This is a genomic window from Lysobacter sp. HDW10 (genome assembly GCF_011300685.1).
Classification (GTDB): Bacteria; Pseudomonadota; Gammaproteobacteria; order Xanthomonadales; family Xanthomonadaceae; genus Solilutibacter.
Genome location: NZ_CP049864.1, coordinates 1,079,792 through 1,104,883 on the forward strand (window position 1 = coordinate 1,079,792; position 25,092 = coordinate 1,104,883).

25 protein-coding genes and 1 pseudogene are annotated in these 25,092 nt (G+C 56.9%); 21 read left to right on the forward strand and 5 right to left on the reverse strand.

Going from position 1 to position 25,092, the window contains the following annotated elements; translation table 11 throughout:
* Positions 1-11 precede the first annotated feature (11 nt).
* The 7 genes from G7069_RS05110 to hslU are packed head-to-tail and all read left to right on the forward strand — an operon-like array spanning position 12 to position 5,712.
* Positions 12-239, forward strand: a complete 228-nt coding sequence (locus G7069_RS05110) for a lipoprotein (protein ID WP_166294975.1) — start codon at positions 12-14, stop codon at positions 237-239.
* A 3-nt stretch (positions 240-242) separates the two neighbouring features.
* Entirely contained in the window at positions 243-1,100 is an 858-nt protein-coding gene (gene dapF, locus G7069_RS05115) for a diaminopimelate epimerase (protein WP_166294977.1), read from the forward strand.
* Positions 1,097-1,768: a DUF484 family protein gene (locus G7069_RS05120; RefSeq protein WP_166294979.1), complete on the forward strand. Its 672-nt coding sequence runs from the start codon at positions 1,097-1,099 to the stop codon at positions 1,766-1,768. The genes dapF and G7069_RS05120 overlap by 4 nt, the downstream gene beginning before the upstream one ends.
* A gap of 58 nt (positions 1,769-1,826) precedes the next feature.
* Positions 1,827-2,666, forward strand: coding sequence for a tyrosine recombinase XerC (gene xerC / locus G7069_RS05125; RefSeq protein WP_240912656.1), 840 nt, complete (start codon positions 1,827-1,829; stop codon positions 2,664-2,666).
* Positions 2,667-2,720: 54 nt separating this feature from the next.
* Positions 2,721-3,302 (forward strand): ATP-dependent protease subunit HslV, encoded by a 582-nt coding sequence (gene hslV, locus G7069_RS05130; protein WP_166294983.1) that lies wholly within the window; start codon positions 2,721-2,723, stop codon positions 3,300-3,302.
* A gap of 11 nt (positions 3,303-3,313) precedes the next feature.
* Positions 3,314-4,306, forward strand: coding sequence for an LLM class flavin-dependent oxidoreductase (locus tag G7069_RS05135; RefSeq protein ID WP_166297553.1), 993 nt, complete (start codon positions 3,314-3,316; stop codon positions 4,304-4,306).
* 32 nt (positions 4,307-4,338) lie between these two features.
* The gene (gene hslU / locus G7069_RS05140) at positions 4,339-5,712 is read left to right on the forward strand and encodes an ATP-dependent protease ATPase subunit HslU (RefSeq protein WP_240912642.1); all 1,374 of its coding nucleotides are present in this window, start codon (positions 4,339-4,341) and stop codon (positions 5,710-5,712) included.
* On the opposite strand, the gene G7069_RS05145 is transcribed toward hslU, so the two are convergent.
* Genes G7069_RS05145 through G7069_RS05155 form a run of 3 tightly spaced genes read right to left on the reverse strand, consistent with a single transcriptional unit; the run spans position 5,709 to position 8,903 of the window.
* The gene (locus tag G7069_RS05145; RefSeq protein ID WP_166294985.1) at positions 5,709-5,909 is read right to left on the reverse strand and encodes a hypothetical protein; all 201 of its coding nucleotides are present in this window, start codon (positions 5,907-5,909) and stop codon (positions 5,709-5,711) included. The genes hslU and G7069_RS05145 overlap by 4 nt on opposite strands.
* A gap of 2 nt (positions 5,910-5,911) precedes the next feature.
* Positions 5,912-6,670 carry a bifunctional demethylmenaquinone methyltransferase/2-methoxy-6-polyprenyl-1,4-benzoquinol methylase UbiE gene (gene ubiE, locus G7069_RS05150; RefSeq protein ID WP_166294987.1) on the reverse strand — a complete coding sequence of 253 codons (759 nt, stop codon included), beginning with the start codon at positions 6,668-6,670 and terminating at the stop codon, positions 5,912-5,914.
* A 25-nt stretch (positions 6,671-6,695) separates the two neighbouring features.
* On the reverse strand, positions 6,696-8,903 hold the full coding sequence (locus G7069_RS05155; protein ID WP_166294989.1) for a carbohydrate binding family 9 domain-containing protein: 2,208 nt from the start codon (positions 8,901-8,903) through the stop codon (positions 6,696-6,698).
* A 143-nt stretch (positions 8,904-9,046) separates the two neighbouring features.
* Between G7069_RS05155 and G7069_RS05160 the strand changes: the two genes are divergently transcribed.
* The 3 genes from G7069_RS05160 to G7069_RS05170 are packed head-to-tail and all read left to right on the forward strand — an operon-like array spanning position 9,047 to position 12,258.
* Entirely contained in the window at positions 9,047-10,993 is a 1,947-nt protein-coding gene (locus tag G7069_RS05160; protein ID WP_166294991.1) for a M1 family metallopeptidase, read from the forward strand.
* Positions 10,993-11,694: a lipoprotein gene (locus G7069_RS05165; RefSeq protein ID WP_166294993.1), complete on the forward strand. Its 702-nt coding sequence runs from the start codon at positions 10,993-10,995 to the stop codon at positions 11,692-11,694. Before G7069_RS05160 ends, G7069_RS05165 begins: the two co-directional genes overlap by 1 nt.
* A gap of 21 nt (positions 11,695-11,715) precedes the next feature.
* Positions 11,716-12,258 (forward strand): YdeI/OmpD-associated family protein, encoded by a 543-nt coding sequence (locus G7069_RS05170; RefSeq protein WP_166294995.1) that lies wholly within the window; start codon positions 11,716-11,718, stop codon positions 12,256-12,258.
* Between the two features lie 24 nt (positions 12,259-12,282).
* Here G7069_RS05170 and G7069_RS05175 read toward each other — a convergent pair whose 3' ends face one another.
* Both G7069_RS05175 and G7069_RS05180 read right to left on the reverse strand, forming a co-directional pair.
* Positions 12,283-12,636 carry a hypothetical protein gene (locus G7069_RS05175; protein WP_166294997.1) on the reverse strand — a complete coding sequence of 118 codons (354 nt, stop codon included), beginning with the start codon at positions 12,634-12,636 and terminating at the stop codon, positions 12,283-12,285.
* 130 nt (positions 12,637-12,766) lie between these two features.
* The gene (locus tag G7069_RS05180; protein WP_166294999.1) at positions 12,767-13,699 is read right to left on the reverse strand and encodes a carbohydrate kinase family protein; all 933 of its coding nucleotides are present in this window, start codon (positions 13,697-13,699) and stop codon (positions 12,767-12,769) included.
* 163 nt (positions 13,700-13,862) lie between these two features.
* Here G7069_RS05180 and G7069_RS05185 point away from each other — a divergent pair, with 163 nt between their 5' ends.
* From G7069_RS05185 to lipA, 11 genes and pseudogenes are all read left to right on the forward strand, one after another.
* A complete protein-coding gene (locus G7069_RS05185) occupies positions 13,863-14,909 on the forward strand; it encodes a rod shape-determining protein (protein ID WP_166295001.1) in 1,047 nt (348 codons plus the stop codon).
* 6 nt (positions 14,910-14,915) lie between these two features.
* On the forward strand, positions 14,916-15,884 hold the full coding sequence (gene mreC, locus G7069_RS05190) for a rod shape-determining protein MreC (RefSeq protein ID WP_166295003.1): 969 nt from the start codon (positions 14,916-14,918) through the stop codon (positions 15,882-15,884).
* Complete coding sequence (gene mreD / locus G7069_RS05195; protein ID WP_166295005.1) at positions 15,881-16,357, forward strand: rod shape-determining protein MreD; 477 nt, start codon at positions 15,881-15,883, stop codon at positions 16,355-16,357. The genes mreC and mreD overlap by 4 nt, the downstream gene beginning before the upstream one ends.
* Positions 16,358-18,250: pseudogene (gene mrdA / locus G7069_RS05200) on the forward strand (penicillin-binding protein 2); the annotation flags it as partial.
* Positions 18,251-18,306: 56 nt separating this feature from the next.
* Positions 18,307-19,419, forward strand: coding sequence for a rod shape-determining protein RodA (gene rodA, locus G7069_RS05205; protein WP_166295009.1), 1,113 nt, complete (start codon positions 18,307-18,309; stop codon positions 19,417-19,419).
* 151 nt (positions 19,420-19,570) lie between these two features.
* Positions 19,571-20,563 (forward strand): lytic murein transglycosylase B, encoded by a 993-nt coding sequence (mltB, locus tag G7069_RS05210; RefSeq protein WP_240912486.1) that lies wholly within the window; start codon positions 19,571-19,573, stop codon positions 20,561-20,563.
* Positions 20,560-21,804 carry a septal ring lytic transglycosylase RlpA family protein gene (locus G7069_RS10745; RefSeq protein ID WP_166295014.1) on the forward strand — a complete coding sequence of 415 codons (1,245 nt, stop codon included), beginning with the start codon at positions 20,560-20,562 and terminating at the stop codon, positions 21,802-21,804. Before mltB ends, G7069_RS10745 begins: the two co-directional genes overlap by 4 nt.
* Before the next feature lie 25 nt (positions 21,805-21,829).
* The gene (locus G7069_RS05220; protein WP_166295016.1) at positions 21,830-23,041 is read left to right on the forward strand and encodes a D-alanyl-D-alanine carboxypeptidase family protein; all 1,212 of its coding nucleotides are present in this window, start codon (positions 21,830-21,832) and stop codon (positions 23,039-23,041) included.
* Entirely contained in the window at positions 23,041-23,319 is a 279-nt protein-coding gene (locus G7069_RS05225) for a DUF493 family protein (protein ID WP_166295018.1), read from the forward strand. Before G7069_RS05220 ends, G7069_RS05225 begins: the two co-directional genes overlap by 1 nt.
* The gene (lipB, locus tag G7069_RS05230) at positions 23,307-24,017 is read left to right on the forward strand and encodes a lipoyl(octanoyl) transferase LipB (RefSeq protein WP_166295020.1); all 711 of its coding nucleotides are present in this window, start codon (positions 23,307-23,309) and stop codon (positions 24,015-24,017) included. Before G7069_RS05225 ends, lipB begins: the two co-directional genes overlap by 13 nt.
* A 7-nt stretch (positions 24,018-24,024) precedes the next feature.
* Positions 24,025-25,020: a lipoyl synthase gene (gene lipA, locus G7069_RS05235; RefSeq protein ID WP_166295022.1), complete on the forward strand. Its 996-nt coding sequence runs from the start codon at positions 24,025-24,027 to the stop codon at positions 25,018-25,020.
* The last annotated feature ends 72 nt before the right edge of the window (positions 25,021-25,092 follow it).

Below are 25,092 nucleotides of genomic sequence, written 5' to 3' on the forward strand. Positions count from 1 at the left end.
AAATCGGCAAAATGAAGTACACACTCCCCCTGATCTTGGCCACTGCCCTGTGTCTGTCCGCTTGCGGCAACAAGGGTCCATTGGTGATGCCGCAAAAGCCCGTGCCGGTTGAAACCAGCACCGCCGCGCCTGCAGTGCCTGCAATGCCACCCGAAGCGACGCCGACCGAACCTGCAGAGACACCTGCAGACACGTCGACGCCTGCCACTGAGTCGACTCCAACGCCCGATCCAAAGTAAGCCATGTCTGTTCTAAGTTTTAGCAAGATGCACGGCATCGGCAACGATTTCGTGATCATTGATCAACGGACAGATCCGTTCGAGCTCACGCCCGAGCGTTGCCGGCTGCTGGCCCATCGAAGGCTGGGTGTGGGCTGCGATCAGATCATTGGCATCTATGCCGCAAAACACAGCAATGCGGACGCCGCCTACCAAATCTGGAATTCGGATGGCTCGCAGGCACGGCAGTGCGGCAATGGTGCGCGTTGTGTGGCGGCTTGGTTGTTGCGTGACGGTTCGGTCGAACCGAACAAGACCATGCATTTGGAAAGCCCCTCGGGCGTCCATCGTGCGCATGGCGTGGGCAATGGCCACATTCAAATTTCCATGGGCGTGCCTGAATTCACACCGCGCGATATCCCCTTGTTGGGATTTTCAGAGATGCAGGACCAATACACGCTGTCATTGCGGGATCTTGCGGACGTGACCTTGGGTGCAGTGTCGATGGGCAATCCACACGCGGTCATTGAAGTCAAAGATTTGGCGGGGATGGAGATTGCAACGTTGGCGCGTGCGCTGCAAGCCAGCGCGCATTTCCCCGACTCGGTCAACGTGGGCTTCGCAGAAGTGAAAGCGCGCAATGAAATTTCGCTGCGTGTGTACGAACGCGGCGTAGGCGAAACCCAAGCCTGCGGCAGCGGTGCATGTGCGGCGGCAGTCGTGCTGATGGAGCATGGTCGCGTCGATCGCTCGGTCAACGTCCATTTACCGGGCGGCACGTTACAGATAGAGTGGTTGCAGCACGGACATTCCGTGATGATGACCGGGCCAACCGCTTTCGTGTTTGAAGGCGAATTCGAATTCGAAGGACAAACTACGTGAGCGATAACGAAGAACGATTGGGTGCGCATGAAGTGGCCGTGTGGTTGCGCAGGCACCCGACATTTCTTCAGCAGTTCCCTGACCTTGCGCTCACCTTGGTGGTGCCGCGCGATGACGGCCCCACTGCATCGCTCGCCAGCTATCAGTTGGACGTACTGCGCGACAAGAACCGTGAGTTGAATCGTCGACTGCACGAGCTTGCGTTGAACGCGCAAGAGAACGAGCGTCTTGCCGTGCGCACGCATCAGCTCACCTTGGCCTTGATGAAACAAACCACGGCTGCCGACACATTGAAGGTGATGGCGGCGATTTTGGCTGAAGACTTCCACGGCGATCGCATTCGCATTCTGACCGTCGATTCGATTGCAGGCATTGAATCTGCGTCGTGGTACGGCGCATTGCCGGCAGACAGCTTGGAACAAGGTCCTTTCAAAGACTGCATGCGTGAAGGCGATCCTTTGTCAGGCCGCCTGAACGCAGACAAGCACGCCGCGCTCTATGGCGCGTACGCAGATGAAGTGCATTCCAGCATTTTGATTCCCGTGTATGGACGCGCATTGGTGGCGGTGGGTAGTAAAGATCCGAACCGCTTCTATCCGGGCATGGGCACTTTGTTTGTGCGCATGATGGGCGAGGCCTTGGGTACGGCACTCGCGCGTTTCGACTGAGGCGCGTGCGGTGCACGGCACCGGTGATTTCATAGCGCACCTGCGCGATCAACGCGGCATGTCGCCGCATACGGTTGATGCCTATACGCGTGATCTGGCTTTGCTAGATGCGTATGCGGCCGCCATCTCGCGTGACGTCAAACACTTGGGTGCGGAAGATGTGCGCGCCTGCGTTGCGGAAACCCATCGACGCGGACTTTCAGCCAAAAGCGTGCAGCGCAAACTTTCTGCATGGCGCAGCTATTTTCAATGGCTGTTGAAAAACGCTGTGATCGCTGCCAACCCCGCCGCAGGCATTCGCGGCCCGAAAGCCGCGAGAAAGCTACCGCAAGTGTTGGACGTCGACGAAGCGGTACAACTGGTGACGGTGGATACATGCGAGCCGCTCGGCGTTCGTGATCGCGCCATGATGGAACTCTTCTATTCGTCCGGTCTGCGCGTTTCGGAGCTGTGTAGTTTGCGGTGGTCGTCACTCGATGCGGAGGCCGGTTTGGTCACCGTACTGGGTAAAGGCAGCAAGGAACGTGTGGTGCCCGTAGGCTCGCACGCCTTGCAGGCTTTGAGCGACCTGAAAGCAGCGTCCGCACCCAATGATGGCAATGCGTTTATTTTTTCGGGGCGTCAGGGTGCCGCTCTGACCACACGTGCGGTGCAAAAGCGCGTGCGCGCATTGTCGCTACGGCAGGGCATTTTCAAGCGCGTCCATCCCCACTTGCTGCGCCACAGCTTTGCCAGCCATGTCTTGGAATCCTCGGGCGATTTGCGAGCCGTTCAGGAGTTGCTGGGGCACGCCGACATCAGCACCACGCAAATCTATACACACCTTGATTTCCAGCACCTGTCGAAGGTGTACGACGAAGCCCACCCGCGCGCCAAACGCAAACCGGCACAAAAGTAGGGCTTGAGTCTCCTGCGCTTGAACCCCATGTCTGGAGTTCAACAAGGAGCAGCCATGGATCCGAGTCAAAACCCCGGTGTTTTTCACGCCACCACGATTTGTTCGGTGCGTCGCGGTAACCAAGTGGTCATCGCGGGGGACGGTCAAGTCACATTGGGTCACACCGTGATGAAATCCAACGCGCGCAAGGTGCGCCGACTGGGTGAGCAAGGTCAGGTCCTGGCGGGTTTTGCCGGCGCCGCAGCCGATGCGTTCACATTGTTTGAACTGTTCGAAGCCAAATTGCAGAAGCACGGCCAACTGACGCGTGCCGCAGTTGAAATGGCGAAGGACTGGCGCACTGAACGGCGCTTCGGAAAGCTCGAAGCCTTGCTCGCCGTGTCCGACAAAGAAACGTCATTGGTGATTAGTGGCACGGGCGACGTCATTGAACCCGAAGACGGCATTATTGCGATCGGCTCTGGTGGTATGTATGCCTTATCCGCCGCCCGCGCACTGATGAAACATACCGATTTGGATGCACGCGCAATCGCCACTGAAGCGCTGCACATTGCAGGTTCGGTGTGCATTTACACGAATGACAATGTGGTCTACGAAGCGCTTGAATCGATTGCGCCGGAAGTGGGTCGCAGCTAATGCACACGCCGTTGATTCCGTTGTCGGTGTTGGACTTGGCACCGATCGCCGAAGGTGCCACCGCAACTGACAGCTTTCAAAACTCTGTCGCGCTGGCACAGGCGGCTGAACGTCTCGGGTATCGCCGCTATTGGTTGGCGGAACACCACAACATGCCGGGCATCGCGAGTGCAGCAACCGCGATCTTGATCGGCCACATCGCCGGGCACACGCGCACGATTCGTGTGGGCTCGGGCGGTGTGATGTTGCCCAATCATGCGCCGCTACAAGTGGCGGAACAGTTCGGCACTTTGGATGCCTTGTATCCCGGCCGGATCGATTTAGGCTTGGGGCGTGCGCCAGGCACAGACGGCGCCGCAGCGAAGGCACTCCGTCGCTACTACGCCTCTGCGGAAGAGTTTCCGCAAGACGTGCAAGAGTTACTGGCTTTGCTTGAGCCCGCGCGTGTCGGACAAACCGTGCAAGCCGTGCCAGGTGCCGGTGCACACGTAGAACCCTGGATCTTGGGTTCAAGCACCTTTGGTGCACAGCTTGCGGCGGCTTTGGGCTTGCCCTATGCATTTGCGTCGCACTTCGCGCCAGCGATGTTGGATCAAGCCTTGTCGATCTATCACCGCACATTCAAACCCTCTGCGCGCTTGCAAAAGCCGCATGTGATGTTGGCGGTGAACGTCGTTGCCGCAGACACTGAAACCGAAGCGCGTCGACTCTTCACCAGTGTGCAGCAATCCTTTACGCGACTGCGTCGGGGTGAGCCTGGAAAATTGCCGCCGCCGCTTGAAAGCGCCGAGGCATTCAACACATTTGCGTCACCTGCAGAACGCGTCGGTGTGGAGCAAGCACTTTCGGTGTCAGTGCTCGGCACCCAATCGCAAGTACGCGAAGGCATCGAATCATTGATCGCCCGTCATCATCCGGACGAACTGATTCTGACTGCAAATATTTACGATCCCGCTGCGCGCGTGCGTTCCTTCGAGCTCGCGATGCAAGCGCTATCCGACTGACTGATCCACTAATTTAGGTGCCACAGACGTTTATGAAAAAGCCCTTCGACATGGACACCGTTTCGATGACTCCGCGCGAGATTGTGCAAGAACTCGATCGCCACATCATCGGTCAACAACAAGCCAAACGCGCGGTTGCGATTGCGCTGCGTAATCGCTGGCGCCGGATGCAATTGCCCGATGCCCTGCGCCATGAAGTGATGCCCAAGAACATTCTCATGATCGGCCCGACCGGCGTGGGCAAAACTGAAATTGCACGTCGTTTGGCGACCTTGGCAAACGCGCCCTTCGTCAAAGTGGAAGCGACGCGCTTCACCGAAGTGGGTTATGTCGGCAAAGACGTGGAGCAGATCATTCGTGATCTCGCCGATACCGCAGTGAAGATGTATCGCGAGCAGGCCAAACAACGCGTGCGCACGCAGGCAGAAGAACGCGCGGAAGACCGTGTACTCGATGCCTTGCTACCGAAACGTGCGGCGCCTGGCGGTTTTGGCTTCCAAAACGTCGACACCAGTCACGAGCCGTCGGCCATCGACAACGACACACGCAGGAAATTGCGTCAACAACTGCGCGCAGGTGAATTGGACGAACGCGAGATCGAAATCGAAACCACGCTCAATGTCGGCGTCGACATCATGGCGCCGCCCGGCATGGAGGAAATGGGTCAGCAACTGCGGTCGATGTTCTCGCAGATGTCTGGCGGCAAAACCCAGAAGCGTAAGTTGACTGTCAAAGCTGCGCGCGTCGTCTTGCAAGACGAAGAAGCCGCGGCCTTGGTCAACGAAGATGATGTCCGCGAAGCTGCAATTGAATCGTGCGAGCAAAACGGCATCGTGTTCATCGACGAAATCGACAAGGTTGCGAAGCGCAGTGAAGGTCAGGGCGCAGACGTGAGCCGTGAAGGTGTGCAGCGCGATTTGCTGCCCTTGGTGGAAGGCTCAACGGTCAGCACCAAGTACGGACCGGTCAAAACTGACCACATCTTGTTTATTGCTTCAGGCGCATTCCATTTGGCGAAGCCCAGCGACCTCATCCCTGAAATGCAAGGTCGCTTTCCGATCCGTGTTGAACTGCAGCCGCTCGAAAAAGCAGACTTCGTACGCATCCTGACGGAACCGAAAGCCGCATTGACCAAACAATACGTAGAACTCATGCGCACCGAAGCGGTGAGCCTGACGTTTAGCGAAGATTCGATCGATCGCATCGCGGAAATTGCCGCGACGGTGAATGCACGCCAAGAAAATATCGGTGCACGTCGCTTGCATACGGTGTTGGAACGTCTGCTCGAAACGCTAAGCTTCGATGCCCCGGACAAAGGCGGCGCACTCGTGATTGATCACGCCTACGTCGATGCACATCTGGGCGAACTGGTGCAGGACCCGGACTTGAGTCGCTATATCCTTTAAATCACGCCTCTGCGGCGTTCCAACCAGTAATAGCCTGCGCCCACGGCAGCCCCGATCAGTAGCGAGGCTGCCCAGCCGATGCTGGACAACCACTTCACCACGAGGGCGACGACCAGGCCGAGCACCACGAACTGCGAATAGCGCCATTTGCTCTCACGGAAAGAGGTGAGCGCTTTGTCGTCTTTCGGGGTACTCATGCTCAGACCTTGTAGCCGGTATGGATGGCGACGATGCCGCCAGACAGGTTGCGGTAGTCGCAACGCGCAAAACCGGCGTCGGTCATCATGCCTTCAAGCACGGCCTGCGACGGATGCTTGCGAATCGACTCGGCCAGGTACTGGTAGCTTTCCGCATCGTTCGCAAATAGCTTGCCAAGGCGCGGCAGAATCTTGAACGAATGGAAGTCATAGATGGGCTTGAACCACTCAGCGGTGACTTCGGAGAACTCAAGCACACGTGCTTGCCCGCCGACTTTCAGCACGCGATGCATTTCTTTCAACGCCGCTTCTTTCTCCGTGACGTTGCGCAGACCAAACGCGATCGTGACCAGATCAAAGCTGTTGTCTGGAAACGGCAGGTTTTCTGCGTTCATTTGCACGTATTCAAACCCACGCACATTGCCGCGATTGGTCATACGGTCACGACCCACGCGAAGCATCGCGCCGTTGATATCGCCCAAGACGATTTCACCTTCGCTACCGACGCGGTCTTTCAGCAGCGCAGCGATATCGCCGGTGCCACCTGCGAGGTCCAGCACGCGATCACCCTTCGACACGGAAGCGGTGGCAACGAAGTAGCGTTTCCAAACCCGATGAATGCCGAGTGACATCAAATCATTCATGAGGTCGTAGCTGTCGGCGACCGACGAGAATACGCGGCCGACCAATTTCTGCTTCTCGCCCTTAGGGACGTCGCGGAAGCCGAAGTGTGTGGTGTCGTTGCTGTTGGATTCGTTCATAGGGGCATTATCGCACCCCTATGCCTCAGAACTCCGGTGCCCAGGCGTAGCTGAACTTCATGAACACGCCGCGCGAATCTTGGAACAAGGTGCTCTGCTTGTCGCTCACGTAGCCTCCCGTGGCGCCGCCAATGAACAGCGCGGTGCGTGGGTTGACCTTGTACGAATAGATCAACTGGGCGGCCAAGTTGCGCGAATGGCGCTGAATCGGGAAGGGATACAAGGCCGGCTCACGGTCCACTTGATTGCCTTGCATCGACAAGCGAACGCGTTGCTTCGGATCGATCTGCCAGCTCAGCGTGCCGTCATAAGAGCTCGCCGAGAACGCCTTGCCACCATCACGACGCAAGGTTTGGTTGTAGACCGAGAAGTTGAACATCCAGCCTTGGCCGATTGCCGCTGTGCCCCAGAGTTCCGAAATGGTGGCGCGCCCGATGCGTGAGGCCGCCAAGTCAATCGAACGTCCATTGGACACATTGCCGCCGATTTCCAACCAAGGGCCGGGAATGAAGCTTGCCAACAGACGAAGATAGTTCTCGTTGAACATCTGGCCGTTCCAGTAGCGCTTGCGTACCAGCGGTACGACGCCGAAGCTACTTTGCATCGGACCATTGAAGTTAAGGTTCAACTCCCACTCGCTTTCCAACATCTGTCCGTCGTAGCGATAGGTGACGTCATAGTCACCCGAGAGCCTGATCTTGTGAATCTTCTTGCCGTCGCGATACCAGGCACGGCTGCCGCCCACCAAACCTTTCTCGTAGCCGACCTGACCAATGAAGCCGAGGTCCGCGCGGAAGCCGGGGTCGATCTTCGTGTAGTAGGTGTTAAAGCCGTAGTTGCGGTTATTAAAGCTATAGCCCAATGAGTACACGTTGCCTGCCGGTTCTTGCTCCGGGAGTCCGAGAGAGACCGGGTACTTCGAGCTGCTGCGCATGACCTCACCACTGAAGGTGTGCGGGCCTTTCTGATAGTTGAAATCCGAGCCGACGACGACGTTGCTGTAATCGGTGCCAGTGCGCGCGGTACTGATCAAGCCGACGCTCAGTTCTTTACTGAAGTCGTAGCGATAGCGACCGGCAAACACATTCGACTTCTGATCCATCACGGTGAAGTTGGAGCCCAACGGGCCCGGCAACAACAACTGTGTAGTGGCATCACGCGCAAGCAAACCGGCGAAGGTGCCCGCGCCGCTGCGGCCGGTCAGACGAATGCCTGCATCGGGATTCGCAATCTGACGGGTGTACAACACTTGGAATGGGAAATTGAAATAGTCAGCGCCTTCCAAGAAAAAGGGGCGCTTTTCTTGCTGGTACAAAGCGAAGTTGCTGCTCAAATCGATCTGCGACGAATCCGATTCCACTTGTGAGAAGTCGGGGTTCACGGTCAAGTTCAAGGTGAGGTTGGTCGTCGGCGCCCAAGCCACGTCCAAGCCCGGCGAAATATCCACGCCTTCACCCGTCCATTTGCGATCGGCCGGGCTGCGCGTTTCAACATTCGTCGTGGTGACCGTTGGCACGATCAACAGATTGCGGCCTTGCTTCGCGCCTTGAAAGCCTTCGTACTTTTCAAATGTGCACAAGAAACAGTTTGCGTCGCGGCTCACTTTTTGATTGGCGATCTGATAGCGCTTGTCGCGCGGACGTGCCCGGAAGAAGCTAATGCCCCAAGTGCGTGTTGAATCGGTGTTGTTAAAGCGTAAGGTTGAGAACGGAATGCGAATTTCAACCTCATAACCGCGCTCGGTGATGCGGCCCGCACTCGTCCATAGACCATCCCAGCTGTCATCTTCGTTGCCGGTGACTTCTTCTTTGATCAAGTCCATTTGCACGCCGAGCGGATTGACGAAGAATTCGTAAGCACGGCGTTGGTCGTTGAAGGTGTCCATCATCATGCCGACGAAGTCGTCGCGATAAGACTGGTCACGGTCGCGCAAGTGCGCGCGGATTTCCTTCGGGTTCGGGTCCTCGGCGATGAATGACACCAAGAACGCATCTTGGGTGTGCGCAACGCGGACATGCGTTGCGGTGGTCGGGGTGTTGTTGTCACCCGGACTGATTTCATAGTTCAAGGAAATCGGCAGCGCGTCTTTCCACTCTTCCTCGTTGATCACACCGTCAATGGTGGGCTCGGTGGTGATGGACGGAATGGCGTTGCCATTCACTTGCTGCGCCCAAACGGGAGAGGCGGCCAAGGCGAGGGCGAGGGCGAGTACGTGGCGTCGTGGCAGCTTCATGGCGCGTGTCTTTGGTTAATTTCGGCATAGCGTGCCGCTAACGCTTTTTGAATGAATGTGCCAAAGGTGTCGTGACCAATGTCAGGGGAGGTCACACCGCGGAGGTTACACTCGGGGTTTCCCCATCGTCGAGGTGTCGTCCCATGCGTCCCAGTTTGATTGCCCTGTCCGTTGCCAGTGTTTTGCTTGCAGGCTGCCCTGACAACAAAACCTCAAATGCAGCCGCCAATGCGTCGGCTTCGGACACTGCTGCAGTTAAGTCCGATTCAGTCGCCGCCGACAAGGTCGTCGACGAACATTCGTATGCGCAGCCGGACAAAGTGCAGACACAGGATGTGGCACTGGATCTCGCGATCGATTTCAGCAAGAAGATTTTGAGCGGTACCGCGACCCTGGGTTTGAACTGGGTCGACAAGAGCGCCACCGAACTGACCTTGGATACCCGTGACCTCGACATTCAAAAGGTCGAAGGCGAAGACGCCAATGGCGCATGGGCACCGCTGAAGTTCAAATTGGATGCCGCCGACAAGATTCTTGGCAGCAAGCTCACGATTGAAACGCCGAACCGGCCCGCGAAGGTGCGTATCACTTATGCAACGTCGCCGAACGCATCTGGCCTGCAATGGCTCGAGCCATCGATGACGGAAGGCAAGAAGACGCCCTTCATGTTCAGCCAATCGCAACAAATCCACGCGCGTTCGTGGGTGCCTTTGCAAGACACGCCGATGATTCGCTTTACCTACACGGCACATGTCACCAGCCCGAAAGACACGATGGTGTTGATGAGCGCCGACAACGATCCGAAGGCCGCACGTGACGGTGATTACACCTTCAAGATGCCGCAAAAGATTCCGTCTTACTTGATGGCGATTGCCGCAGGCGATTTGGTGTTCAAGCCGATCAGCGAGCGCAGTGGCGTGTGGGCAGAGCCGGCCATGGTCAACAAGGCCACGGCTGAATTCGCTGACACCGAAAAGATGATCGTCACGGCCGAAAAACTGTATGGCAAATACCGTTGGGACCGTTACGACATGCTCGTGCTGCCGCCGTCCTTCCCTTATGGCGGTATGGAAAATCCGCGCATCACCTTTGCGACGCCTACCGTCATCGTGGGCGACAAGTCGCTGGTGTCGTTGATTGCGCATGAATTGGCGCATAGCTGGTCAGGAAATCTGGTGACCTTTGCGACCGACAAGGATTCTTGGTTGAACGAAGGCCTCACCACCTATGTGCAGAGCCGCATCACTGAAGATCTGTATGGCATCGATGCCAAGGATATGGAAAACAAGATCGACCGTGACGAGCTGACCAAGGAATACAAGACGCTCGATCCGGCGCTGCAACGCTTGTCGTTGAAGCCCGGCACCTTGGCGGATCCGGATGGTTCGTCCAGCGCAACGGTTTATACGAAGGGTGCCTGGTTCATGCAGTACCTCGAAAAGGCTTACGGACGCGAAGTGTTTGATCCGTTCTTGCGGGGCTACTTCGATCACTTTGCTTTCCAAAGCATCCCGACGTCCACCTTCCGCAAGTACTTGCAGGAAAACTTGATCGACAAGCACCCGGGTAAGGTCACCATGGCGCAGGTCGATCAATGGTTGTATGAGCCGGGTATTCCGGCAGACGCGCCGAAGACGGATTCCGCGAAGTTCGACGCGGTCGACAAGGCACGTACGGCGTGGATCGACAGCAAGACCTTGCCTGACAAGGTGGCAACGTCGAAATGGAGCACACAAGAATGGGTGCACTTCGTCGAAGGCTTGCCAGACACGATGTCTGAAGAACAGCTCAAGGCTTTGGACGCTGCATACAAATTCACCGGCACACCGAATGGCGAAATCGCCATGCGTTGGTATCCGCTAACCGTGAAGAACAATTACACCGTGGCGCGTCCTGAGATCGCTAAATTCTTGGAACGCGTGGGTCGCCGTAAATTGATCATGCCGACCTATGGTGCATTGGTGAAAACGCCAGACGGTTTGGCGTTTGCAAAAGAAGTGTTCGCCAAAGCCAAGCCGGGCTACCACCCGATCACCACGGGCAGCGTCGAAAGCGTGATTGCCGACGCTGAGAAGGGCACAACGAAGTAATGAAGCGGGTTTTTCTCGCACTCACGATCCTTGCAGCCCTCGCCGGCTGCAAGGATGAAAAGGCCGAGGCGGCCGCGCTCGCGCAACAACGCGAGGCAGCGGCAGCCCCCATTCTTGAACGCTACAAAGCTGCCATGACCGGCCAAGACTGGGAAACTGCGCGTGTGCAAGCGGACACCTTGCGATTCGACTACGCGGGTACGAAAGCAGAAGCAGCCGTCCTTGCGGATTACGACGCGCTTAAAGCGAAGTCTGATATCAAACGCGAAGACCGCCGCGTGGCCGCGCTGTGGGACTATCAGCGCAATCCGGAAAAGACAGGCGAGCAAATCACTGCCGCGATGTACGCAAAAGAAAAAGTCGACACGCCGGATGGACGTTCATCGGTGCTGTTGATTTTTCGTGACCATCCCGAGTGGGGCAGCAGTGCGTACGTGATTCTTGATCGCGCCGATTTTGATTGCTGGAAGGGCTGTCAGTTGAAAGTCACGGCTGATGAGAAGGCGTACGTCATCCCGGGACAACGTCCGGATACGACTGAGGCGATTTCCATGTTTATCAACGATCAGCCGAAGCTGTGGAAGCTGTTCAAGGATTCGCGCATCATAAAAATTGAATTGCCGATCAAAGGCTCAGGGATGCATACCGCCACGTTCGAATCGGGTGGGCTTGATCCGGATCGGATGCCAAACTGGCGCTAAGTTATTTGGGGAGATGATTGAATGTCTGCCAAGCACCCGCCCGCTACTTTTAGCAGTCCCGTTTTCGAAGCAGAAGGGAAGGCTTTCTCTTTTGCCAAGGTGCCGCCCGAGCTCAGCAAATCCCATTTGCGTCGCGGCAGAATGACGGCGCGCATCGGCATCGGCGACAGCAGCTTCGATGCGCTGATGGAGCCCGACGGAAAACTTGGCCACTGGTTTGTCCTTCCGCCGCGTGTCGTGAAAGGCGAGAAGCTTTCAACTGAGGCAAGCGCGGGGTTTACGCTGAGCACACTTGAGAAGCAGCCAGATCCGACGCTTCCCAAAGACTTTGCGGCGCTACTGAAAAAGAGTCCGTCCGCACAGGCGACTTGGGATGCGACCACCACGCTGGCTAAGATTGATTGGGTCCATTGGATGGCGTCCGCCAAGCAAGACGCCACCAAGCGCGAACGCGCGGCAAATGCGATTGACATGCTCGAGAACGGGAAGAAGCGGGTCTGTTGCTTCGACCCTTCGGGTTTCTATAGCAAGGCGTTTGCTTGCCCTGTCGAAGAGAACGATTAGAAAAACCAGCGCTTGTGTGAGCCGTTAGCTGCGCGAGTATCGGTATCCGCGGCGCTGACAATCAAACTTGCCATAGCGAACTAGGCACTGCGCCGCCGTCATACGCCGCTCGTGCGATCGACGAATTGCGCGTTTATGGCGCTGATGATCCCGGCTGATCACGCGTTTGTGGCGCGCATGTGCAGACTTGAGATTGCCGCTTCTTAGGTCGCGCCAATCCTGCTTGATATTGCTGGAAACGCTATGCGCATCTTGCTTGACGTTTTCTTTGATGCTGCGCACTTGTCCCGCAGGCGTGCTTTGCGCCATCACAGGCGACATTGCCAAAGACACGACGAGTGCTGCAGCGCTGACGAGCACGGGTTTTAGAAGTTTCATGGTTGCATCCTCTGCGCAAGTAACGCCCCAAGGCTATGCAGGTGCACATGAACATGGGCGCTCTTGCGTGAGCGCCATCCACGAAAGATTCAGTTTTGGCGCGCAGTCAGACAGACGCGTTACGCCTCGCTTACAGCGCGTAGCCGTACTGCCGTTCGAACTCCGCTGCAAATTCTGCATAGGTGAAGCGCTGATTCTGTGTACCCGGATGGCTCACTTTCAACGCACCCATCAGGTTGCCGATGCGGCCGATGGTCGGCCAGTCGTAGCCCTTTTCCAACCCGAAGATCAGGCCGGCACGGAAGGCATCGCCACAGCCGGTCGGATCGACGACGGCCTTTTCAACGGCGGGCGGCGCATGGATGGTCTCGCCACCGACGTGAATATCGACCCCTTTCGGGCCGCGGGTGGTGATGTAGGCCTTGACCTTCGACGAGATCGTCGCTTCGTCCCAGCCCGTGCGGTTTTGCAGCAAATTGGATTCGTAATCGTTGGTGATCACGTAATCCGCCAATTCAATGAACTCGCGGAATTCCTCGCCATTGAACAACGGCATGGCTTGGCCGGGGTCAAAAATGAAGGGGATGCCCGCAGCGTGGAACTCGCGCGCGTTCTGCAGCATGCCGTCGCGTCCGTCCGGTGCCACGATCCCAAGTGTGATGCCGGGCACATCTTTCACGTGGTTTTCGTAGCTGAACATCATCGCGCCCGGATGGAAGGCGGTGATCTGGTTGTTGTCGTGATCGGTGGTGATGAAGGCTTGGGGCGTGAACGTCCCCTGCATCTCGCGCACGCAGTGCATCGGGATGTCCAAGGCCTGGAAATAGGCACGATAGGGGCCGAAATCCTCGCCCACGGTCGCCATGGGCACGGGTTTGCCGCCCAAAAGCTTTAGGTTGTACGCAATATTGCCGGCACAGCCGCCAAATTCGCGGCGCATACGCGGCACCAAAAACGACACATTCAGAATGTGCACTTTGTCCGGCAGGATGTGGTTCTTGAACTGGTCCGGGAACACCATGATGGTGTCGTATGCAAGCGAGCCGCAGATAAGTGTAGACATCGTGTCCGATCAAAGAGTCTTGGCAATCGTGCATAGCGTAACCAAACGCGCCGTTTTGTGCCAATCTGCGCCGAAGTGGCAACGAATTTACAACATCAGCGCGCCGCTTTTTTGTTAGCATTTATCGCTTGGTTTCCCCTCCCGTTCCCAGAGCCCCCAAACGATGTTCAAAAAGCTGCGCGGTATGTTTTCAAATGACCTGTCCATCGATTTGGGCACGGCCAACACCCTGATTTACGTGCGCGGCCAGGGCATCGTATTGAATGAACCTTCGGTCGTCGCGGTGCGCCAAGATCGCGGTCAGGGCAGCGCCCGTTCGGTTGCAGCAGTCGGTTCCGACGCCAAACAAATGTTGGGCCGCACACCGGGTAACTTGTCGACCATCCGCCCGATGAAAGACGGCGTGATTGCTGACTTCACCTATACCGAAGAAATGCTCAAGCATTTCATTCGCAAAGTGCACAAGAGCCGCTTCTTGCGTCCGAGCCCGCGCGTGCTGATTTGCGTGCCGAGTGGTTCGACCCAAGTCGAACAACGCGCGATCAAAGAATCCGCGCTGGAAGCAGGTGCACGTGATGTGTCGCTGATCGAAGAACCCATGGCCGCCGCGATCGGTGCCGGCATGCCGGTCACTGAGGCGCGCGGTTCGATGGTCATCGATGTAGGTGGCGGCACCACCGAAGTGGCCGTGATTGCATTGAACGGTATCGTCTATGCGCAATCCGTGCGTGTGGGCGGTGATCGTTTTGATGACGCCATCATTGCGTACGTGCGTCGTCACCATGGCATGTTGATTGGTGAAGCCACGGCAGAGCGCATCAAGATCGAAATCGGCTGCGCCTATCCGCAAGAAGAAATGCGCACGATGGAAATCTCGGGTCGTAATTTGTCGGAAGGCGTGCCTAAGGTGATTTCGATCAACTCCACCGAAGTACTCGATGCATTGCGCGAACCCTTGCAACAAATTGTCGCGGGCGTGAAGCAAGCACTCGAACAAACGCCGCCGGAACTCTGCGCGGACGTGGCCGAGCGCGGCATCGTATTGACGGGTGGCGGTGCGTTGCTGCGCGATCTTGATCGACTCTTGGGCGAAGAAACAGGTTTGCACGTGCAAGTCGCGGACGATCCATTGACATGTGTGGCACGCGGGGGCGGCCGAGCACTTGAATTGCTCGACATGCACGGTAATGAGTTCTTCTCGAACTATTGATGCGGCGTGTCTTCGTACGCCGGCCCGGATTCGAACGATACTGAAAACATCGCAGAAACCCTGCGCCTACTGGCTTGGTTTGCGGTCTGCATCGCGCTGATCGCAGCCGACCATCAAGGCGGTTGGTTGCGGATCGTACGTTCACAAGCGGAATTCTTGATTCAACCCCTTTGGAAGATTGCGGGCACACCGGCGCGCTTAGGTAAAGCCGCGCGCGAAAATGCCGTGTCTCGCGAACAGTTGGTGAAAGACAACGCGGGCTTGCGCAATGCTTTGCTGATCAGCAGCGCGCGCGTCGCGCGTTTGGCGTCAGCCGAAGCTGAGAACACCCGCTTGCGTGCGTTGCTTGGTGTGGCACAAGAAGAAAAGTTCAGTGTGCAATTGGCACCAATCCTTGATGTTGATTTGGATCCGACACGTCAACGCTTGATGCTCGACATTGGTGCGAATCAAGGTGTGCGTGTGGGACAGCCGGTCATCGACGCAGGTGGTTTGTTAGGCCAAGTGACGGAAGTGAAACCAACGACGGCCTCAGTGTTGTTGTTGACCGATCCAGATCATGCGGTACCAGTGCAAGTGGTTCGCACGGGCATGCGATTGATTGTCTACGGTCGCGCGGACCATCTCACTTTGGCGAATATTCCAAGATCAGCCGACATCAAAGTCGGCGACGTGGTGCAAACCTCGGGCATTGGCGGACGTTTTCCGCCGGGCTTTCCAGTCGGCACAGTCACGCGTTTGCATCCTGATGTGTCGCGCGCGTTTGTTGAAGGGGATTTGAAACCCGCTGCGTTGATGGATCGCGGCCGCGATGTGTTGTTGCTCAACACGGTATTGGTGCCTGTGCGCACGACACCGGCGCAGGTCAATACGGTCAATGTGCAAATTCCGGCAGAGGCGATGCTGCCGAAGAACGTGCCGATTTCACCTAAATCGCCCGCAGCGAATCCGCCAGCGACGGAGACCGCGCCATGATTCGCGGCAATCGGTTCTTGCTGATTTTTGTGTCTTTGTCGGTCGCGTTGGTCTTGGCGATCTTGCCGATGCCCGCCGTGCTCTTGCCGTACCGACCCTTGTGGCTGTTCTTGGTTATCGCGTTCTGGACGATTGAAGAGCCGGAACGCGTGGGCCTGGGTGTCGCGTTTGTCTTCGGCGTGTTGATGGATCTGGTTGTAGGGACGGTCCTTGGCGAATACGCATTGCGCTTGGTCGTCTTTACGTTCTTGCTTGGACGATTCCGCGCACGTTTCAATTTCTATCCGGGCTGGCAGCAGACGTTGGTGCTGGCTGCATTGCTCATCAATGACCGAATCGTTGCCGCGGCGGTGCATGTCGCCACGCATGGTTTGGCCGCGCCATGGCACTACTGGGGCTCGGTGATCGTGACGGCCGTGCTGTGGGTGCCGACGTTTGCATTGCTTGATGCCATTCGACTCAGGAAACGCTAAGTGCTTCGGGAGCGCCGCCGGCCGGTCAAAAACGCTTCGCTCGAAGTAGAGCAATTTCGTCGGCGTGCCTTCTTGGGTTTCGCAGTCGTCGCTTTATGTTTGATCGTCTTAGCGGGCTGGTACTTCAAGCTTCAGGTTCTCGATCACCAAACCTATGCAGCGCAATCCGAGGCGAATCGCATCAAGCCACGCCCCATCGTGCCGGGTCGCGGGTTGATCCTTGATCGCAAGGGGCGTGTATTGGCGGACAACGTCCCTGAGTTCCGTTTGGATGTGATGCCGGAAGAAGCCGGCGACATCGACACCTTGCTGAAGCAACTCGCCACCATCGTGCCGTTGTCGGAAGACGAAATCGCTGCCTTTAAGAAGGCGCGCGAAACGGGGCGCTCACATCGCCCCGTGCCGCTTAAACTCAAATTGACTGAAGCGGACATCTCCGTTTTCGAGGTGAATCGATGGCGATTCCCCGGGGTGGATGTGGTGCCGTACTTCGGACGCATCTATCCCTATGGCGATTTGTTTACGCACGTCATCGGCTATGTCGGTCGCGTCGATGCAAAAGATAAAGAACGCTTGGGCAATCTTGAAGGCGCGATCAGTCACGTCGGTAAGTCCGGCCTAGAGCGCTATTACGAAGATTCGTTGCGTGGCAAGGTGGGCTACGAGCGCATTGAAACCAATGCGGACGGCCGCCCCTTGCGTTCTTTGGGCACTGAACCTGCGAGTGCCGGCCAGGATTTGAAGCTGTCGATCGATCTGGATTTGCAGCGCGCCATGGTCGAAGCATTCGGTACCTTGGAAGGCACCGGTATTGCAGTCGACCCGCGCACGGGAGAGATCCTCGCCATGGTCAGTCTGCCTTCGTTCGACGAGAATCTCTTCGTCAATGGCATCTCGCACGAAGACTTCAAGGCCTTGCAAGAAAATCCATCGCGCCCGCAGTTCAATCGCGCCGTGTTGGGCGGGGTGGCGCCGGGCTCAACGATCAAACCCTTTCTTGCGTTGGCAGGATTAGACAGCGGTACACGCACGCCGTCAGATACGGTGATGTCGACGGGGATGTTCTATTTGCCTGGCAGTCGTCGCGGATTCGGCGATTCCCATCGCGGCGGACATGGCCTCACCGATGTGCGCAAATCCATCTACGAGTCGGTCAACACGTATTACTACAAGTTGTCGCTCGATATGGGCATCGACAAGATGGTGAAGTACTTTGATCTGTACGGGTTTGGTAAGCCAACCGGTGTAGATCTCTCGGGCGAAATCGCCGGCATCTTGCCGTCACCCGAATGGAAGCGCAACAACATGAAAGGCGACCGTCGCTGGTATCCGTTTGAAACGGTGAACGCGAGTATCGGCCAAGGTCTATGGAAGGTGACCCCGCTTCAGCTCGTGCAAGCCTTAGGTGCATTGGCAAATGGCGGCTATTTGCGTCGCCCGCATTTTGTAAAAGAAACCCGCAGCGGGCCCACCGCGCAGTGGGTTGAGACGCCTTTGACCGAACCCGTTCGTATCAGCACCAGCCCATCCAACCTGCAAGTGATCCGCGAAGGCATGATTGGCACCGTGCACGGACATGGCACTGCCACCAATATTCGTTCTGGACTCACGTATCTGATCGCAAGTAAGACAGGTACGGCACAGGTGGTGAGTCGACGGGGCAATGCAGCTGTGAATCCGCGTAGCTTACCCATGCATTTGCGGCATCGCGCCTTGTTTGAGGCCTATGCACCAGCAAACAACCCGACGATTGCAGTCGTTGTTGCGGTCGAAGGCGGCGGTTATGGCGCTGACACAGCCGCACCGATTGTTCGCAAGGTGATGGATGCATGGATCAACGGCGTGATGCCGGATGGCTCCCGCATTGATCCCAACAACAAAGTCACCATTACACCCGCCACGGATCCACGATTCGCAGATGTGCAGGGCTCAGTCAGCGGAGGCGGGCCATGAATCCGCTGCTCTTACTCGTTGCGCGGCATGTACAGCGTTTTCTGCGCACGATTGATCTAGCGTTGTTGGTGCCTTTAGTGGGCTTGATGATTTTCGGTTTGGTCACTTTGTTTAGCGCAGGTGATCACAGCACGCGCATGGTGATCTCGCAAGGCTCGCGCTTTGTCATTGGCTTGGGCTTGATGTGGATTTTTTCGCGCATGACGCCCCCGTTTTTGCGTTCGATTGCGCCGTATCTCTACGTCCTCACCTTGTTGCCATTGGTTGCTGTGCTGTTGATCGGGCAAGGTCGTCACGGCAATTTGTGGATCAACTTGGGTGTGTTCTATTTCCAACCGTCAGAGCTGATAAAGCTCAGCTTGCCGCTCATGTTGGCTTGGTGCTTGCACGATGCCGTGCTTCCGCCGCGCTTACGCACCGTGCTGACTGCCGGCGTCGTGGTGGGCCTGCCCGTCGGCTTGATTTTGTTGCAACCGGACTTCGGCACGGCCATGCTGATTACGGCCAGCGCTGTGTTTACGCTGTTTCTTGCCGGCTTGCCATGGTGGTGGTTTGGCGCTGCAGTCGGCGGTGTTGCGGTCAGTGCGCCCATCGCCTGGATGTTTTTTCTGCGCTCATACCAAAAAGACCGCATCTTGAACTTCTTGCATCCGGAAATGGACAAGTTGGGCTCGGGTTGGAATATCACGCAATCCAAGATTGCGATCGGCTCGGGCGGATGGACGGGCAAAGGCTGGGGGCAGGGTTCGCAATCGCATCTTGATTACTTGCCAGAACACACTACGGACTTTCTGTTCTCTGTCTTGAGCGAAGAGTTCGGTTGGATCGGTGTAGCGCTCGCGTTTACACTCTATTTGTTGGTGATTGCACGCTGTCTTTGGATCGCTGTGGAAGCACGCGACACGTTTTCGCGGTTGCTCGCGGGAACGTTTGGTCTCTCGATGTTTGTGTATGTGATGGTGAATGGCGGCATGATCGCCGGCATGTTGCCTGTCGTGGGCGTGCCGATGCCACTGCTTTCATACGGCGGCACCTCAGCTGTGGTGCTGCTCACCGGCATGGGTATGGTGATGTCGGTTCATGCCCATTCACAAACGCGCATTCGTTAAATGATTTGATGTCCTCTACGCCGTGAGCCCCCAGAGAAAAATGACACGACGCATACTCTTTATTTGTGCAACCGCTTTTTTGGCCAGTTGCGCGACTCAAAAAACCTCGACACCGCAGCCGCAGTTGCCACCGCCGCCGGTTGCGCCGGTAGTGACCAACACTGAAACACCGACCGGTCCGGTACCGGATTTGGTGGCAGCACGCGAAGCCTTCGCACTTGATACGCAATCCAAGTACGGCGTTGATGCACAGCGTGTGCGCACGGTGCTCGCAACGGCGGAAATCAAAGACAGCATCATTACGGCCATGTCGCGCCCCGCAGAAGGCACGAAGCAGTGGCGCGACTACCGGCCGATTTTTATCGTGCCGTCGCGCATTGAAGGTGGCAAGAAGTTCATGGCAGACAATGCGGTGTTGTTGTCTGGCGCGCAAGCCAAGTACGGTGTGCCGAAAGAAATCATCACGGCGATCACGGGTGTTGAAACCGGTTACGGCAGCAACATGGGCAAGTATCGCGTGATTGATGCGCTGTATACCTTGGCGTTCCGTTATCCGCGGACCAACCTTCCGGAAAAGATTGCACGTGAAAACGCGCGCGAAGCGTTCTTCCGTGATGAATTGGCACAAGTGTTTGCCTTGGAAGGCGAATCGCACATGGATGCGACGCAGCTGAAGGGCAGTTATGCCGGTGCCATGGGCTGGGGGCAGTTCATGCCTTCGAGCTACCGTGAATTTGCCGTCGACGGCGACAATGACGGCAAGCGCGATCTGCTGACCGATCTCGACGATGTTATTCCGTCGATTGCCAACTATTTCATTGGTCGCGGCCAATGGGTACCGGGTCGTCCCGTCATGGTGCGCGCCACACGATCGGCAGGTGCACAGGCCTTCAATCCGCAAAACGGCGTCGACCGCATGTATTCGCAGCAATCGCTAGCGCAAATGGGGTGGCGTCCGCTGCAATCCGTGCCGAGCGATGAACCTGCGACGATCATTACGTTCGAAGGCGCGAACGGTACCGAGTATTGGATGGCCTTCCGCAATTTCGTCGCGATCACCAAATACAACAAGTCGCCGATGTATGCGGCTGCGGTGTATCAGCTGTCGCAAGAAATCGCGGGCACACCGGTGCCGGGCGCATGAGGTGGCTAGTCGCGTGTTCCGTCGTCTTGTTGGCCGCGTGTAGTACAGCGCCCAAGAAGAATGACACCGCGGGCAGCAAAGTCGGCGAGTCCAAGCACACGCCCACCCATAAACCTGTTGCGTCGTCCAAGGGCAAAACATCGCCCTATGCGCCTGCCGCAGAAGATCCGTCCAAGCGCGGCAACTATGTCGCGGGTGGCTTATATGCGCCGAATGAAAAAGATTCTGTGCCGGATGAGATTCCGGATGTCGATGCCATTCCGGAGCCTGTCGTTAAGAATGAGCCCAGGTCCCGAAGCGGCAACAAGGACTACACCGTCCTCGGCAAAAGGTATCGCGTCCTCGATGACCATGAAGGCTACGACGAAACGGGTAACGCGTCGTACTACGGCAAAAAGTTTCATGGCCGTAAAACATCGAATGGCGATATCTACGACATGTATGCGTTTACCGCGGCACATCGCAGCTTGCCGTTACCGAGCTATGCACGCGTCACGAATCTAGACAACGGCAAATCGGTCATTGTGCGCGTCAACGATCGCGGGCCATTTCATTCAAACAGAATCATTGACCTCAGCTACGCCGCCGCGGTGAAGCTCGACTATCGCAGACAGGGGACGGCGCGTGTGCGCGTTGAAGCATTGTCACCTGAGGACGCCGACGATACCGATGCCGTGTTGGCGAAGGCCAAAGCGGCACGCAAAGATCCGGAAGCACGCAAAGCATTGGCGTCGGAAATTGCGTCAGACAACAAGCCGGAAGGCATTGCCCTGCAAAATTCGGTGGCGGCCGGCAAAGGCGAATACCGCTTTGACATGAAGCAAAATGGCCGCCCGATGACGGCAGATGAGTTCGATCGCTGGTTGGCTGCACGTCGGGTTCGCATTGCGACCGGCAAACCGGGCAAGCCCGACAAGGCGGTGACCACGATGCCCGAAGCAACACCGCCGCGGGTGACTAAAGCACTCGCACCGGAAGTGCCTTCGACGACGGCGCCGAAGCACGTCGATTCCACCCACACCTTGCAAGTGGCGAGTTTCGCCAGCCAGCAAAATGCAGAACATGCATTGGACGTTTTGAAATCTGCAGGCATTCAAAACTCTCGTCTGGTCGCAGCCCAAGTGAACGGCAAACAAGTGTGGCGTTTGCGCGTTGGGCCGGTAGCGGAAGGTGACGCCGCCAAACTTTCTTCGAGCATCGCGGGCTTAGGCTTTGGCCAACCTGCGATTGTTCGCGACTAATTCAATTGGAAGACAATCAACCCTCATGAATAAACTTGTATTGACTGCGGCACTCACCCTGACCTTGGGCATTGCACAAGCGCAGCAGACCGCCGCGCCTGTGCCGACACCTGCTGCGCCGTCTGCGGTGGCGACGGGCGCTTTGCCGATTCCGCCGGCACCGGCACCAAAAGTGTCCAAGGCATGGATCTTGTTGGATTACGCCACGGGCCAAGTGCTGGCAGGCGAAAATATCGACGCCCAGTTGGAACCGGCCAGCATCACCAAAGTGATGACGAGCTATGTCATTGCCTCCGAACTCGCCAAAGGCAAGTTGAAAGCAACGGATCCGGTGATGATGACGGAAAACGCTTGGAAATCAGGCGGCGCGGGCACCGATGGCAGCTATAGCGGCTTCGAAGTGAACAAGACTGCACCGCTTGAGCAAATGGAAAAGGGCATGGTGGTGCAATCAGGCAACGATGCCGCGATTGCATTGGCAGAACACGTCGCCGGCAGTGAACAAGCCTTCGCACAACTGATGAATGCCCACGCACAACGCATTGGCATGAAGAACACCCATTTCGAAAATGCGACGGGATTGAGCGCACCGGGTCATATATCGAGTGCACATGATTTGGCTTTGCTGGGTCGTGCGTTGATTCACGATTATCCGGAAGCGTATTCGTACAACAAGATTAAAGAATTCACCGTGGGTCCGATCACGCAGCCCAACCGCAACTTGCTGTTGTGGCGTGATGCATCGGTTGATGGCATCAAAACGGGCCACCATTCGGCAGCCGGTTATTGCCTGATGGCCTCGGCCATGCGCGGCGACCAACGCTTGATCAGCGTAATCTTGGGCGACAGCAGTGAAGTGCAACGTGCCGTTGATTCACAAGCCTTGTTGAACTGGGGCTTCCGCTTCTTTGAAGCACACAAGTTGTATGAGCCTGGCAAAGTCATCACCACGCAAAAAGTGTGGAAGGGTGCAACAGATACAGTGCAAATTGGCGTTGCTGAGCCGATGGTGATTTCTGTGCCGCGCGGTCGCTACGAATCCTTGAAGCCGGTGATGGATATTCCTCAAATGTTGGAAGGTCCGATCAAGAAGGGTCAAGTGCTCGGCAAGGTGAAGGTCACCTTGGACGGCAAGCAAGTCGCAGAAGCACCGCTGGTGGCGATGCAAGATGTTGAACGTGCGGGCTTCTTCAAGCGCTTGTGGCATTCCTTGTTGCTGTGGTGGAAGTCGGTCTAATGACGATTGAATCTGACAATCCCGAACACGGTTTTCAGTTCCCCGGGGATTTTGAGATCACCGCGATGGGACCTGCCGGCGCAGGTTTGGAAGAAGAAATTCCAATGCTGTTGGAGCGGGCAGGGATTGCAGTGATGCGCGAGACCGTCTCCAGCCGTGATTCGTCCGGTGGAAAGTACGTCTCGGTGAAACTCAGTTTTCGTGCAGAAACGCGTGCGCAGTACGATGCGGCGCACGCCGCCTTGCGTGACCATCCGGAAGTGAAGTGGACGATCTAAGCGATAGGCGTCGCGCGTATGTAAGACAACTGGGCCGGCAAAGTTACGTGCCGGTCTGGCGCGCAATGCAGGGGCTTACCGATCAGCGCGATAAAGACACGCCAGATGAACTGTGGGTCGTCGAACACGACCCTGTGTTTACGCTGGGGCAAGCGGGTAAGCCCGAGCATGTGTTGATGCCGGGTGACATACCGGTTGTGCATGTCGATCGCGGCGGGCAAGTGACGTATCACGGGCCCGGTCAAATCGTGGTCTACCCCTTGCTTAACTTGCCGCGTTTGGACATCGGCGTGCGCGATTACGTGTGCAAGATCGAACAGGCGATCATCGACACCTTGGGCGAATGGAATATAGGCGCGGCACGACGCCAAGGTGCGCCCGGCGTTTATGTGAATGACGCCAAGGTTGCGGCCTTGGGGATTCGTGTGCGCCACGGCTGCACCTTCCACGGACTGGCGTTCAACATCAATATGGATCTGTCGCCCTTCCACCGGATCAATCCCTGTGGGTATGCCGGGCTCGAGGTCGTCTCGATGTTTGATTTGGGCGGTCCCAGTCGCATGGAAGACGTGACGCCGGTGCTTTTGGGCGAGCTGGCACGACAATTCGGCCTGCAACTCACGCCTGCGGAGGCCCCTGATCTGGCTGCATTAGCCGCCGGTCGCACCCAGTTCGCCGCGGGTGAAGCAGTGCGATAATAGGCGTATGAGTGAAACGCCACGTAGTATTCCCGCAGTCCTCGAAGACGGTCCGGACAGTTTGATTCCGGGCGTGAAACAAGTCGCGCAAGACAAAATCGGCCGCTCGCCGGTGCAATTCGTTGATGCGCCGGTGCTCAGAAAGCCGTCCTGGATTCGCGTTCGCATTCCTTCGGGCAATTCGGTGCAGCAGTTGAAAAACCGCTTGCGCGAAAATCGCTTGGTGACGGTGTGTGAAGACGCAAGCTGCCCCAACATCCACGAGTGCTTCAGTCACGGCACCGCGACGTTCATGGTCATGGGTGATGTTTGCACGCGTCGCTGTAGCTTCTGCGATGTGGCACACGGTCGCCCGAAGCCGTTGGATCTCGATGAGCCCAAACGTTTAGCGCAAACCATCGCTGACATGGGTTTGAAATATGTCGTGATCACCAGCGTGGATCGCGATGATTTGCGTGACGGCGGCGCACAACATTTCGTTGACTGCATCCGAGAAACTCGTGCGTTGTCGCCCAATATCAAGATTGAAATCTTGACGCCGGATTTTCGTGGTAAAGGGCGCATGGAGCGCGCACTCGAGATCCTGGCCGAATCCCCGCCAGATGTCTTCAATCACAACATCGAAACCGTGCCGGACTTGTACAAGAACGTGCGCCCGGGCGCGGACTACGCGTGGTCGCTGCGACTGCTGCAAGCCTTCAAGGCACAGCATCCGACGATTGCCACCAAGTCCGGGATCATGCTCGGCCTCGGCGAAGATCTGCAACAAGTGCATGCCACCTTGCGTGACTTGCGCGCGCACGATGTCGACATGGTCACCATCGGTCAGTACCTGCAGCCCTCACCTGCGCACCATCCGGTCTTGCGCTATTGGACGCCTGAAGAATTTGCAGCGTTGGAGGCCTTCGGTAACGAACTGGGCTTCACCAACACGGCGTCCGGCCCGATGGTGCGATCCAGCTACCATGCCGACCGCCAGGCCGCCGAGCTTCACAAGGCCTGACTGAACCGGGTCCTACGATCTATTTGAAACTTCCGACGCTTTCATGTGTCAATACATGTAAGCGTGCGTCGT